Annotated in this window: 9 protein-coding genes; 4 read left to right on the forward strand and 5 right to left on the reverse strand. The window is 42.4% G+C overall.

What is annotated here, in order from left to right; genetic code table 11:
- Positions 1-11: 11 nt before the first annotated feature.
- From WG905_RS03860 to dxs, 3 genes are all read right to left on the reverse strand, one after another.
- Entirely contained in the window at positions 12-320 is a 309-nt protein-coding gene (locus WG905_RS03860; RefSeq protein ID WP_339590387.1) for a hypothetical protein, read from the reverse strand.
- A 70-nt stretch (positions 321-390) separates the two neighbouring features.
- Positions 391-699 (reverse strand): hypothetical protein, encoded by a 309-nt coding sequence (locus WG905_RS03865; RefSeq protein ID WP_339590388.1) that lies wholly within the window; start codon positions 697-699, stop codon positions 391-393.
- Positions 700-861: 162 nt separating this feature from the next.
- Positions 862-2,790 carry a 1-deoxy-D-xylulose-5-phosphate synthase gene (dxs, locus tag WG905_RS03870; protein ID WP_339590389.1) on the reverse strand — a complete coding sequence of 643 codons (1,929 nt, stop codon included), beginning with the start codon at positions 2,788-2,790 and terminating at the stop codon, positions 862-864.
- A gap of 347 nt (positions 2,791-3,137) precedes the next feature.
- On the opposite strand from dxs, the gene glyA reads away from it, so the two are divergent.
- The 4 genes from glyA to WG905_RS03890 all read left to right on the forward strand — a co-directional run bounded on the left by glyA (position 3,138) and on the right by WG905_RS03890 (position 9,585).
- Positions 3,138-4,409, forward strand: coding sequence for a serine hydroxymethyltransferase (gene glyA / locus WG905_RS03875; protein ID WP_339590390.1), 1,272 nt, complete (start codon positions 3,138-3,140; stop codon positions 4,407-4,409).
- A gap of 44 nt (positions 4,410-4,453) precedes the next feature.
- Complete coding sequence (locus WG905_RS03880) at positions 4,454-6,760, forward strand: PAS domain S-box protein (RefSeq protein WP_339590391.1); 2,307 nt, start codon at positions 4,454-4,456, stop codon at positions 6,758-6,760.
- A 375-nt stretch (positions 6,761-7,135) separates the two neighbouring features.
- Positions 7,136-8,545 carry an MBOAT family O-acyltransferase gene (locus WG905_RS03885; RefSeq protein WP_339590392.1) on the forward strand — a complete coding sequence of 470 codons (1,410 nt, stop codon included), beginning with the start codon at positions 7,136-7,138 and terminating at the stop codon, positions 8,543-8,545.
- Between the two features lie 119 nt (positions 8,546-8,664).
- Positions 8,665-9,585, forward strand: coding sequence for a hypothetical protein (locus WG905_RS03890; RefSeq protein ID WP_339590393.1), 921 nt, complete (start codon positions 8,665-8,667; stop codon positions 9,583-9,585).
- A gap of 156 nt (positions 9,586-9,741) precedes the next feature.
- Here WG905_RS03890 and WG905_RS03895 read toward each other — a convergent pair whose 3' ends face one another.
- Together WG905_RS03895 and WG905_RS03900 are read right to left on the reverse strand one after the other, a co-directional pair.
- On the reverse strand, positions 9,742-11,334 hold the full coding sequence (locus tag WG905_RS03895) for a RagB/SusD family nutrient uptake outer membrane protein (protein WP_339590394.1): 1,593 nt from the start codon (positions 11,332-11,334) through the stop codon (positions 9,742-9,744).
- 8 nt (positions 11,335-11,342) lie between these two features.
- Positions 11,343-14,264, reverse strand: coding sequence for a SusC/RagA family TonB-linked outer membrane protein (locus WG905_RS03900; protein WP_339590395.1), 2,922 nt, complete (start codon positions 14,262-14,264; stop codon positions 11,343-11,345).
- Between the last annotated feature and the right edge of the window lie 198 nt (positions 14,265-14,462).

Below are 14,462 nucleotides of genomic sequence, written 5' to 3' on the forward strand. Positions count from 1 at the left end.
TGGTTTAGTTCTTACTCAACTACAACACCATCTTTACCAACTTTTAGTGAGGCAGTTTCTTCACCTTTTTTAACGTCTATCTGATACCACTCGCTTTTGTCTGCTGCGGTTACTAAGAATGCTGTGGTTGGTACCCATTCTTTGTATTTATCAGATTGCAACGTTGCTTTAACAGGGTCAGGCAATTCTTCTAATTTAACTGGAGTTTTAGTAGTGCTGTCTTGAACAGTAATCATTGCTGGTGCGCTTACTTCACTTGCTTGAACTGAGGCTACACCTGCGAAAGCTAAAAATGCTGCTGATAAAATGATCTTTTTCATAGTACTATTATTTAAATTAAATTCTTTATTAATTGTATTTTTTGTTTTTAAAATTGATTTGGCTTAAGTTTTACTCAACTACAACACCATCTTTACCAACTCTTAGTGAAGCAGTTTCTTCACCTTTTTTAACGTCTATCTGGTAATGCTCGCTTTTGTCTGCTGCGGTTACTAAGAATGCTGTGGTCGGAACCCATTCTTTGTATTTATCAGATTGCAACGTTGCTTTAACAGGGTCAGGCAATTCTTCTAATTTAACTGGAGTCTTAGTAGTGCTGTCTTGAACAGTAATCATTGCTGGTGCGCTTACTTCATTTGCTTGAACTGAGGCTACACCTGCGAAAGCTAAAAATGCTGCTGATAAAATGATCTTTTTCATATTACTATTATTTAAATTAAATTCTTGTTAATTGTATTTAGTAGTAATACATAATGGTGCCAAACAAAAAAAAAGGGCTTCGGCGCGTGCCAAAGCCCTTTTAAGGGGTTTTATGAGATTTTTGGTGGGGAATTTTACCACACCTTGTTGCTGTAATCTTGGTTAAGATGCGATACTTGCTGTGGTCCGGCTAACGGCCAGCGTTTTCACTGCTTTAATGATCGCCGCTGTGTCATAACCACAAAGTGCCCACAGTTCGGCCTGCTCGCCATGCTCCACCACTTCATCAGGAATACCCAGGCGAAGGACGTTTGCTTTATAATTGTTGTCGGCCATAAATTCCAGTACCGCAGAGCCCATTCCGCCGGGAAGACAGCCGTCTTCTACTGTAATGACGTTTTTATAGCGTTTGAAAACGTCATGCAGAAGTGCTTCATCAATGGGTTTAACATAACGCATGTCAAAATGTGCAGGGTGTATACCTTCGCTGTTCAGTTCTTTACAGGCTTCCACAGCAAAATTGCCCACATGGCCGATCGTCACTAAAGCGACATCTTCGCCATCGCAGATCTTCCTGCCTTTACCTTTTTCCAAAGCTTTTAAAGGACGTCGCCAATCGGCCATTACGCCTTGTCCCCTTGGGTAACGGATAGAGAATGGCCCCTGGTTTTCCAGCTGTGCCGTATACATCAGGTTGCGGAGTTCTTCTTCGTTCATTGGTGCGGCTACCGTCATGTTAGGGATGCAGCGCATATAAGCGATATCATAAGCCCCATGGTGGGTAGCGCCATCGGCTCCGGCAAGGCCGCCCCTGTCTAAACAGAATACCACATTCAGGTTTTGGATCGCCACGTCATGGATGACCTGGTCGAAAGCCCTTTGCATAAAACTGGAATAGATATTACAGAAAGGTACTAAGCCTTGTGAGGCTAATCCGGCTGAAAAGGTAACGGCATGTTGCTCGGCAATACCGACATCGAAAGCACGCTTGGGCATCGCTTTCATCATGATGTTCATTGATGAGCCTGAAGGCATGGCCGGGGTAATGCCTACTATATTTTTATTCAATTCTGCCAGCTCTACCAGGGTATGGCCAAATACATCCTGGTATTTTGGTGGCTGTGGTTTATCGTTGGTTGTTTTCTTGATTTCGCCGGTAATTTTATCAAACAGGCCCGGTGCGTGCCATTTGGTCTGGTCTTTCTCGGCCAGTGCGAAACCTTTTCCTTTAACGGTTACACAATGTAATAGTTTAGGGCCAGGGATGGCACTCAGGTCCTTGATGATACAGGCCAGGTTTTTAACGTCATGCCCATCTACGGGGCCGAAATACCGGAAATTAAGGGCTTCAAATAAATTGCTTTGCTTCAGCAGGGTTCCTTTAATGCTTTTCTCAATTTTCTTGACAAAGTTATGTGCATTGGGGCCAAGTTCTGAAAGTTTGATCAGCGCATTGGAGACATCGTCCCGGAAGCGGTTATATGATTTTGAAGTGGTGATACTGGTTAAGTACTCTTTTAAAGCGCCTACATTCGGATCGATCGACATGCAGTTATCGTTCAGAATAACCAAAAGGTTGGAATTGGCAATGCCTGCATGGTTCATGCCTTCAAATGCCAGTCCGGCGGTCATCGCGCCATCACCGATCACAGCCACATGCTGACGGTCGGTTTCTCCTTTGTATTGGGAGGCTACAGCCATGCCCAGTGCAGCAGAAATTGAAGTAGAGGAGTGGCCAACGCCAAAGGTATCGTATTCACTTTCAGCGATCTTCGGAAATCCGCTGATGCCATTGATGAGTCGGTTGGTATGAAAAACAGATTTTCTGCCGGTTAATATTTTATGTCCGTAAGCCTGGTGCCCCACATCCCATACCAATTTATCGTAAGGGGTATTGAGTGCATAATGCAAAGCTACTGTAAGTTCCACTACGCCAAGGCTTGCTCCAAAATGACCACCATTAACACTTACAACATCAATGATATACTGGCGGAGCTCCTGACAAATTTGTTCTAAGTCTTCTTCCTTATATGCCTTTAGATCAATAGGATAATTGATGTTTGGTAATAATGGACGCTTAATATCTTCCATATGGGTTTATTTCGAATTTACAAAGTAAGGGATTTTGTTTAATATAATCCTTACTATTTTGACTATTGGCTATAACAATCATGGAATAACATTGTTGTAAAGATTTATTTAGCTTATTTTTACGGCGTTTTGAGGGGGATGATCCGTCATCCTGAATTTATTTCAGGATCTCACCTGATAAATAGATCCCGGAACGGGGCCCGGGATGACGTAGGAACGGGGCCCGGGATGACGTAGGAATGGGGCCGGGATGACGTAGGAACGGGGGCCGGGATGACGTAGGAATGGAGCTCTGGATGAAGAGAGCAATAGATTACAGCAATAGAATATAGACTAAACCATATAAAATGAAACGTGATACCTTAATTTTTGATTTGATTGATGAAGAATTAGATCGTCAGGAAAATGGCCTTGAGCTGATTGCCTCTGAAAACTTTGTAAGCAAGCAAGTAATGGAAGCTGCTGGCTCTGTTTTAACAAATAAATATGCTGAAGGCTTACCGGGCAAACGTTATTACGGCGGTTGTGAAGTCGTTGATGATATCGAAAATATAGCTATCGCACGTGCAAAGGCCCTTTTTAATGCTGAATGGGTAAACGTACAGCCACACTCTGGTGCACAGGCCAATGCTGCTGTTTTTCTTGGTGTATTGCAGGCTGGTGATAAGATTTTAGGTTTCGACCTTTCCCATGGTGGTCACTTGACACATGGTTCTCCGGTTAACTTTTCTGGTAAATTATACCAGCCGTTGTTTTATGGCGTAAAGAAAGAAACCGGTCTTGTTGACTATGAAAAATTGGAAGAAATTGCTTTGGCCGAACGTCCGAAAATGATTATCTGTGGTGCTTCTGCTTATTCAAGGGAATGGGATTATGCTTTTATCCGCAGGGTAGCTGATCAGATCGGTGCTTTGGTGATGGCTGATATTTCTCACCCTGCTGGCATGATTGCCCGTGGTTTGTTAAATGATCCGCTTCCGCATTGTCATATCGTAACCACAACAACGCATAAAACTTTACGTGGCCCGCGTGGTGGCATGATCATGATGGGTAAGGATTTTGAAAACCCATGGGGATTGAAAACACCTAAAGGTGAAATCAGAATGATGTCTTCGGTATTGGATATGGCTGTTTTCCCTGGAACGCAGGGTGGACCGCTTGAACATATCATTGCTGCGAAAGCTGTTGCTTTTGGCGAGGCTTTGAGTGATGAGTACCTTGAGTATATTAAACAGGTGAAATTAAACGCCAGTGCCATGGCTGCTGCTTTTGTGGCTAAAGGTTATGGTATCATTTCTGGTGGTACTGATAACCACATGATGCTGATTGATCTTCGCAATAAAGACATTACTGGTAAAGCTGCTGAAAAGGCTTTAGGTAAAGCGGATATCACCGTAAACAAAAATATGGTTCCTTTTGATGATAAATCACCTTTTGTGACTTCAGGAATCCGTATTGGAACGGCTGCGATCACCACCAGGGGTTTCAAAGAAAGTGAAATGGACCAGATTGTTGATTTGATTGACGCGGTATTAACCAACCCTGAGGATGTAGATAACCTGGAAAACGTGAAAGCGCAAGTCGTAGCTTTAGCAAGTCGCTTTCCTTTATATAAATAATCATTACCTTATATTAATATTATTATGCTTGCTTAAATTGAACCATGCTTAAGGAAAAGGAGCTGGCACACCAGTTTGACAATTTGTGCAAACTGGCAGCCTTGATTTGTACTGCGCCACAGGCTGTACTCTTCTTAGTTGAAGGAACGCAGCTGGTGTTAAAAGCTTCCTTCGGATTGAATGGCATGATCAATAGTGTTCCCCCTGATTTCCCTCTTTCGAGCGAACTGATCATTGGGGATGATATGATTGAATTTGCTGCCAACGACCCGCATGATCAATTTAAGCAGCGTTTTTACATTGGCACCCCGCTGGTTGATGAGCAGGGCATAAAGCTGGGGGCACTTTGTGTTTCCTTCGATCAGCCTGTTTCTTTAAATAAAGAACAACAGGAAGCCATTTCTACCCTTGCTGATCAAGTACTCACTCATTTATCTCTACAAGAAACTGAACTGGAACTGCAGCAGCAGCGCAGGCAATTGAACGAGTTGCTTGCCATTGCTGAAATTGCGCCTGAAATTCATGCGGTCCTGGATTTCTCCGGTGCCGTGTTGTATGTGAATTCTGCCGTAATAGACGTTTTGGGCTATACGGTGGAAGAAACCCGGCAATTGCCTATCTGGAACCTTTGCCACGAGGATGACTTGCCCAAACTGATGCAGAAACTGAATACAGGATTGCAGGCCGGTCAAATGGATTTCCGATTGGAGGTACGGATGATGACCAAAAATGGTGGTTTCCGCTGGATCAGTTGGAACATTGTGGTGAGCGACGACCGCTGGTACATTTACGGACGTGATGTGACAGATAGTAAAAAGGTGGAGTCTGATCTCCTGAACCTTTCTTTTGTGGCCAGTAAAGTGAATAATGCCATTGTCATTAATGATGCCAATGACCATGTGACCTGGGTGAATGCGGCCTTTGAAAAAATTACCGGTTTTACCCTCGATGATTTAAAAGGCAAGCGTTTGGGCGACCTGATTTCGGGGCCTAATACGGATTTTGCTTTAATTGAAACGGCCAGGCAACTGAATAAACAGAACCAGAGTTTTTCCCTTGATCTTCTGGCTTACCGGAAGGATAAAAAGCCAATATGGGTTTCTATCTATAATACCCTTCTTTTTGATGACCAGGGCCAGGCGAGTGCAGAGGTCGAGATTATCATTGATATCACAGACAAGAAATTGGCGGAACAGGAAATGATGGAAGCGAAGGAACAGGCGCTGCAATTGAGTGAGGCCAAGGAAATGTTCCTTTCGGTGATGAGTCATGAAATAAGAACACCGCTAAATGCCATCCTCGGCATGACGCAGCTTTTACTGGAGAATGATCCTCAACCTTCCCAGATCGATGACCTGAATATCTTAAAGTTTTCTGGCGATAACCTGCTCCATATTGTGAATGATATCCTGGATTTCAATAAAATGGAAACAGGGAATTTGCAGCTGGAGCATGTTCCTTTTAGCCTGCGCGTGCTACTCCAGGATATGCTGAATTCGTTGCAGGTAAACGTCAGCAATAAACAAAATACCTTGCGCCTGGTGTATGACGACAGCATCCCTTGTTCGATCATGGGAGATAAAACGCGCTTGTACCAGGTGTTGATGAACTTGCTGGGGAATGCCTTAAAGTTTACCGAGCAGGGTTCTATTGAGCTGACCGTCAAACTGGAAAAAAACAACGAACACCATGTAGTGGTGTATTTTGAAGTGAAAGATGATGGCATCGGTATTCCTGAAGATAAGCTGAGTTATATCTTTGAATCTTTTACACAGGCGAAGTCTGATATCGCAAGGCATTATGGTGGCACGGGTTTAGGCCTGGCCATTACTAAAAAAATACTCAAGCTGTATGGCGCAGAGATCATGGTTCAAAGCCGTGAAGGAGAGGGCTCCGTTTTCTCTTTTTATATCGCTTTTGATAAGGTTTCCCCAAATCATACTACTCAGCCTGCAGCCGAAGAGGTTCCTGCGGTTTTCCACAATAAAAAAATCCTGGTGGTGGATGACAATGAGATCAATGTGATCATTGCCAAACGTTTGCTGAGTAAATGGGGGTTGCTGATTGAATCTGCCTGTTGCGGTATGGAAGCGCTGGACAAAGTTCAGAATGGTTTGTTCGACCTCGTGTTGATGGACCTTAAAATGCCGGACATGAATGGTTATGAGGTGACAAAGCTGGTCCGCAACATGGACGGCGACTACTTTAAATCTTTGCCTGTTGTGGCGCTGTCGGCTACACCGATCAATGATGATGATATTCAGTTTAAAGAGAGTGGCATGAATGGCCACATGATGAAGCCCCTGGATATGCGTAATTTCAAACGCCAGTTACTCGAGTTCCTGAGCTAAAATTGAGGTTTAAAAAGAAGAAAGGGCCGGCATCTCCGAAGAATTGCCGACCCTTAAATTAACGCTCTCAAGACAAAGGAACAAAATATTTTCCATATTCCAGCCTACTTTTAAAGTTATTACAGAAGAATATTTGGCGATGTATTCATTTCCTGAGCTAACCTCTTTGTTTACAGGGTAATATAATGTATTATAGATAAAAATTTTGAAAATAGATTCAATTTTAAATATAAATTAAATAGTCTAAAAATGATGGTGATTATGAATTATAATTATACTTTAGGGGTATAAAATTAACCGGTGTTACTGTAAATTACCGCTCTTCAGTTATACGCTAATTTAAAGGAATATAGGTTGCTTAAATTATTTTACGCCATGCTATTTAATTCTTTTGAATTTTTGCTGTTTTTTCCTGTGGTAACCTTTTTGTACTTCTTATTACCACATCGATTCAGGTGGATACATTTGTTGTTAGCCAGTTGTTTGTTCTATTGTTTCTTTGTACCGGAATACTTGCTGATCTTATTGGTGACCATTGTCGTGGATTATTATGCCGCCTTACGGATCGAGAAATCTACCGGTAAAACAAAAAAGAGATGGTTGCTATACAGTATTCTCATTACCTGTCTGATACTTGGGGTATTTAAATATTTCAATTTCTTTAATGGTAGTTTTGGTGCAATTGCAGGCTTTTTCAACTTGAATTATCCGATTGAAGCGCTGGAGATCCTGCTGCCGATCGGCTTGTCTTTTCATACTTTCCAGAGTTTAAGCTATGTGATTGAAGTTTACCGCGGAAATCAAAAAGCGGAGAAACACTTCGGGATCTACTCTTTATATGTGATGTTTTACCCGCAATTGGTCGCTGGCCCAATTGAACGGCCGCAAAATATCCTCCATCAGTTTCATGAAAAGCATCACTTTAAGTTTGATGACGTGGTTGTTGGACTGAAGATGATTTTATGGGGATTATTTAAAAAGATTGTGATCGCCGACCGGTTGTCTTTGTATGTAGATGCAGTCTATGCTAATGAGGATCAACATAATGGGAATTCGCTGATTTTAGCAACTGTTTTTTTTGCCTTCCAGATTTACTGTGATTTTTCTGGCTATTCTAATATTGCCATTGGCACCGCCAGGGTAATGGGCTTCAAATTAATGACTAATTTTAACCGGCCGTATTTCTCCAGGTCAATAGCAGAATTTTGGAAAAGATGGCATATTTCCCTTTCTACCTGGTTTAGAGATTATGTGTATATACCCTTGGGAGGTAACCGGGTGCCAAAACCGCGGGCTTATTTTAATTTGATGCTCACCTTTACGATCAGCGGTTTATGGCATGGGGCAAATTGGACTTATGTGTGCTGGGGTGCATTAAATGGCTTCTACCTGGTCTTTGCACAAATGGTATCCGGACATCGGAGAAGTTTTCAACGATTTGAAAATTTCTATCAGATCCTCACCACATTTATTTTGATCCTCTTTTCCTGGATTTTTTTCAGGTCACCTAGCCTGGAGGTTTCATTCAGCATCATCCATAAAATGATGTTTGTACGGGGTCCATTGTTCCTGGGCTATGATACCAGTCATTTTGTCTATGGCGTCTTTTTCCTGATGATGCTTATTTTGGTCGAAACCTTTGAGGAATACAAATTAAAGGATTCCTTTAGTTTCTTTAAACATGAAAATGTGTTTGTAAGGCGCATGGCCTATATCGCCGTCGTCTTCCTCATCCTGTTGTTTGGGGTATTTGGTGATAGTCAGTTTATCTATTTTCAATTTTAAAATCAATCAATTTAAAACCTTCAGAAGCCTAGTTTCATCACCACCACAAGCTTGCAGCTTACAAAAAGGAATGAACAAGCTGATGTTAGTTTCATTACTGATACAACAAATGATAGCATATGAAAAAGCACTTTTCAATCGAAGTAATCACCTTTATGAGCGTTTTGTTGCCTTTGTGTTTCGTTCTGGTCTTTTTAGATTATGTCATGGGAAGTGGTCTGGAATATTTCTATCATAGGCAGCGCTCCGGGACTTTATACAGGACAAATTATACCATGGACAGTACCAGGGCGGAGGTCCTGGTGGTCGGTTCTTCGAGGGCCAGTCACCATTATGACGCTTTCTCGATGGCCGGCCAGCTTGGGAAAACGGTGTACAATGGCGGCAGAGATGGCCAGGGATTGATTTACAGTGCTGCAGTGATCTCAGCCGCTACGCATCGGTATAAACCTGAGGTGATCATCATCGATATTCTTCCTGACGAATTCTTTTTTAATGAAAAGGACAGGTTAACCGCCCTGTTCCCTTATTATGGTAAGCCCTATATCAGGCCTTATATCGACTATGCCGGTGATTTTGAAAAGTATAAGCTTTTATCCAAAGTTTACCCCTATAACTCTTTACTGCCTTCAATTGTGGCTGGAAACGTTTACCTGGAGAGAAGTGAAAAAGATTACCTGGGCTTTATACCCCTGGAGGGCATGATGTCAAAGAATAGTATCATTAAATTAAGGTCTGGAGCCCAGCTGATGGATATGGAAAAACTGGCGCTTTTTAAAAATCTCCTGGTTGATATGGAAAATCAAAAGATCGTTTGTTTTATCGTCATTTCTCCGCTATACAAAGAATTAGTTCCTGATGCGACAATTAACACCTGTAAATCAATTACCTCGAATTTTAAATACATCAAATTCCTCAATTTTGCAAAGCCTGATCAGTATAACGACCATACTTTATTTAGGGATGCTAATCATTTAAATGCAAAGGGTGCGGAAAGATTTACAACGGATGTGGTTGACTCCTTGAGTGTTTATCTTTAGTTAAGGGAGGTTTGAGGACAAATTGACTGCTTCTCTTGTAATTTATAAAGCCCCTCCTTTAAAACAGTTAGGTTTTAAAGGAGGGGCTGATTTATGCGGTACAGTCCTGGAATAAATCCCGGTACGGTGGCCGGGATGATGGTAATTTCGAGAAGTTTAGTATCCCGGGTTTTGTTTTAGACCTGGTTCTACTTTTAAGGTGCTTCCATGAAAAGGCCATAGGTTTTGATGGGGCGCAAATTTCCGGTCTTCTACTTTCAGGCTCTCCACATTGCCATCTACTAAGCGGGTATGGCCCAAAACAGGTTGATTTAAAACTTGTTCGGCGATTTTCCACCTGATGATATCATTGTAACGCAGACCTTCTGCTGCAAATTCAACACGTCTTTCGTTACGGATTAAATCTTTCCACTCCTGCTGTGATTTTCCGGCTAATTTTACATCAGCAACTTTCATATCTAAACCTGCACGTTTACGAACCTGGTTGATACAGTCTTTTGCCAGTTCATCTACATCGTTCAGCATGATCTTCGCTTCTGCATAAGTCAATAGTACTTCTGCATAACGGATGATTCCAAAATGCATATTTCCTCCGGTACGGAAGGCATCAGCTTCATCTACAAATTTCTTGAACCAATAGCCTGTTTTACTTCCCCGCACTTTCTCATAATGCATCGGACTGTTGGCATCGTAAACATTGATGGTTTCTGCACCGAATTTATCGCCATGGCTAATGATGCTTGCTTTGAAACGCGGATCTCTGTTTAAAGCGGGGTTCAACTCATACGCTTGTTTGGTATGTAAGGGACAGTTGTCAATGGTTCTGCCTTGTAGCGTCCAATAGCTATCTACCAGTGATTTGGTTGGAACCAGGTAGGATTGTCCACTGCCGGTACGGTAATGTGGGCCTAAATGTTGGAATGATTGTGTAGCGGAGTTATTATGGCTTTCCATATCGAATTTCAACATAAACTCTTTATTGGTTTTATCTGCTTTATAACTAAATAAATCATTGTAAACAGGATGAAGCTGATAAATCTGGCTGTCCATGATTTCTTTCGCTAAACGGGCGGCAACATCATATCTTTCATTGTAAAGCGCATATCGCATGACCATGGCCTTGAAGGAATTCCTGTTGAACATATAAGCATTGGTCGTACCTTCTCTTTCAGGTAATCTTGATGCGATATCTTCCGCCATCGGAAATAACTTGTCTAATATCTCTGCCTTCGGCGTCGCTGGGATAGTGGCTTCGGCAAGTGTAACCGGCGTCAGGATAAAAGGAACATCGCCCCAATGAAAGGTTAACTGGAAGTAATGCCATACCCGAAGTCCTTCTAAAATGGCCTTATATTTCTGGCGCACGGCTTCATCTTCCACATAAGGGATATCCGTATTGGCGATGAATGTGTTTAAACGTCCTAAGTGCTTGTTGTACAAGGTCCAGTAATACTCCGCAGCCCTGGAATTGCTGTTGAAGTTGCCATTCGCTATAATTTGATGGTAATCTGTTTCGATTCGCGCATAGCCATTGTCGCTTCTTCCATCAGCCATATAGAATAAGATACGTCTATCAGTGGGCTGCATAAACACGTCAAGGTAGGAGCTATAAACCACTCTTCTTAAATCTTCTTCTGTGTTAAAGAATTCGATGAACGAGGTGGCTTGTGGGTCTGATTTATCCAGAAATTTCTCGCATCCGGTTAAAGAGAGCGAAATTAATGCGATTAATAATAATGATCTTTTCATTGGTTTAATTATAAAATTGTTAACCTGATTCCTAAGCTGTAAGTGGCCATACGTGGATATGATCCGTTTCCGCCGTTTCTTTCCGGCTCTAAACCTTCCCATTTAGTGAAAGTAAAGGCATCCTGTGCATTGACATATAACCGGAGGTTATTAATGCTTTTACCAATTTTAGGGATGGTATAGCCCAATTGCAACATTTTAATCCGGAAATACGAGGCATCGCTTAACCATACATCACTCAGGTAAGAGTTGGCACTGTTACCTGACCAGATTCTTGGGAAGCGGCTGTTCGGGTTTGCTGGCGTCCATCTGTTATCTGCATAATCCTGACGTGCAGCGCCTAAAGCATTACTGGAGCCATCTACAAACACCGGGTAGCCTTCCATGCCGCTTAATCGTCCGGTGCGCTTTCCAACCCCTTGTCCGATCACTGAAAAATCCCAGTTCTTAAAGCGTAAGTCTACATTGACCGCATAATTTAAATGAGGGAATGGATCAGCAAGGTTAACCCTGTCCTGGTCATTAATGATTCCATCGCCGTTTTGATCTACATACCTGATGTCTCCCGGCAGGGTATTCGGCATTTTTGTGGTCGTACCGTTTACTTCATCTTGTGTCTGGAAATAACCATTACTTTCAAATCCATAGTAATTGTCTAAGGCAATACCTTTAAACCAGATTTTGTCACTATCTCCCTTAAAGATCAATGAATCGGAAGGATTATGGCCTGCTTTTAAAATCTCGTTCTTATTGTCGAACAACATGCCGCCTACTTTATAAGAAAATTTACCTAACTTTTCTCCCCAGCTGGCAGAAAGTTCCCATCCTTTATTTCTTACTTCACCAATATTCACTGCTGATTCCAATGTATTAGAGCCGGTTAATGGCGGTACGGAGAAATTTTCATAAATTAAATCGTAGGAGAACTTGTCATATATTTCAGCGGTAAAGTTTAAGCGATTTTTGAAAGCGCTGATATCTGCACCGATATTCCACTGCTTTTGCTTTTCCCAGGAAAATTCCGGATTGGGTACACGAATGGTCCAGCCCCAGGTATTTACAATTTCTTGCCATAAGTAAGGCGCAACATCTTCATTACCGATCAAACCATAAGATGCCCTGATCTTAAAGCTGTTAATGGCTCCATTGTCTGTAATTGGCTTGAAAAAAGATTCGTTATGTACGTTCCACGCTAATGCTGCAGCAGGGAAGAAGCCCCAGCGATACCCCGGTGCAAATTTGCTGCTGCCATCGGTACGGGCGGTTACTTCTAACAAATAACGGTTGTCGAAGGAGTAGTTTAATTTACCGAAAAAGGAAGATTTTGCAATTTCACGGTAATCGGTATAGGTATGGTTCATGATCTCCGTACCAACGGTAGCATAGATCTTGTCTTTTGCACCCCTGATGTCTTTGGTGAAGTTGATCATCGCACGCGCGGTGATCTGACTTTCACTGACACCTTGGTCGGCAGCTACGGAGTTAGTCCAGATGGTTTCCGGCGCGCCATTTCCGTCTAAGAACTTGAAAGTGCTGCGTTTAGACTTATTGGCCGATTTGTTAATCATGTAAGACACATTACCTTCGATGTTTAAATCTGGTGTAATAAAGTATTTTGGACGAAGGTTAATGGTGCTCCTGTCGTGTAAATAGTTTTTTAGACCTCCTCTATTAATTGAAGCAATTGGATTGAGGTTATTGTGCAGCATGTAATGCTCGGGTAATTCGCTGTCATGGTAAATTTGCTGCGTTGGATTCATTCTCCAGGCTATACCATATAAACCATGGCCATCATCATTCGCCAACAAGCGGTCAACTTGTAAGCGATGTGCATAGAAATCGGCTAATAGCACGAACTTATCAGCAATATTGATATTCGTGTTGAAACGTGCAGAAAACTTTTCGGTGCCTTCAATGGCATTTAAACCGTTTTCTTTGATATGGCCCATCATTAAATTGAAGGTACCCACACCACCGCCACCGGAAACACTCGCGGTATTGTTAAAAGCGAAGGCGCGTTGTTGAATGGTTTCATCCAGCCAATTGACCCCTTTAAAGGCTCCGCTTTCTGCTTTCAGGATGTCTTCATTCGTATACAAGGCACTTTGACCTTGATGTGCGCGGGTCTCATTATTTAATTTCATATGGTCCAATGCGTTGACAAATTCAGGCAAATCGATGGGGTCACTTGCCGCTGCCCAGGAGTTGATGGCTACTTTGAACTGACCTGTATATCCCCGTTCGGTTTCGATGATAATTACGCCATTGGCGCCACGTGATCCATACATGGAGGCAGATGCCGCATCCTTTAACACCGTTACACTTTTAACCTGGTTGGGGTCGATATCGTGAATAGATTGCTCCATGCCGTCGACAATAACTAAAGGTGATGCATTTCCTAAGGTACTGATACCCCTAATGGAGATGTTGCCGGGTGTGGCGCCCGGAAGGTTGTTTCCCTGCATCATGGTTACACCTGCAATGGTGCCACTAAATGCTTCCTGCATCTTAAACAGGGGGCGGGATTTTGTTTTTTCCATATCCAGCGAGGCTACGGAGGAGGCGACGTGTTGTTTCTCGATTTGCGAATAGCCGACTACAACTACTTCTTCCATCCCTTGGGAGGCTTCTTGCAGGATGATATTCAAAAAGGTTTTTCCTTTGGTATTGATTTCCTGGTCTTCAAAACCAATGGAACTAAATATTAAAGTTCCGTCTTGTGGGATTTGGATCTGGAACTCACCTTCAGTACTGGCGACAGTTCCGATATTTGTACCTTTTAGTAAAACACTGACTCCGGGTAACCGCAGGTTATCGGCGGAGGTGACTTTTCCCTGGATGGTCTTTTGCTGTGCATTTAACAGCGTTACATAAAAAAGGCTCATGAAAATGCTGAGCCCAAATGTTCTGCAGTAAAAATTTTTAAACATGGATGGATGGTTAGGTGATAGTTAATTATTTAACATATTTTAACAAATATACACCTTAGGAGGTTACGTGTACGTAAACAGAAGGTTTCGTGATTGTTATTTTGTGTAACAAAATTGATTCACAAGGAGTGAAAACGGAGTCATACGGAGGTTGGTCGCCCTTGCGCAGGCAGGGGCGACCCGGGTTAAACAGGTTTC

The sequence above is a fragment of the Pedobacter immunditicola genome, assembly GCF_037482985.1.
In the GTDB taxonomy this organism is placed as follows: Bacteria; Bacteroidota; Bacteroidia; order Sphingobacteriales; family Sphingobacteriaceae; genus Pedobacter; species Pedobacter immunditicola.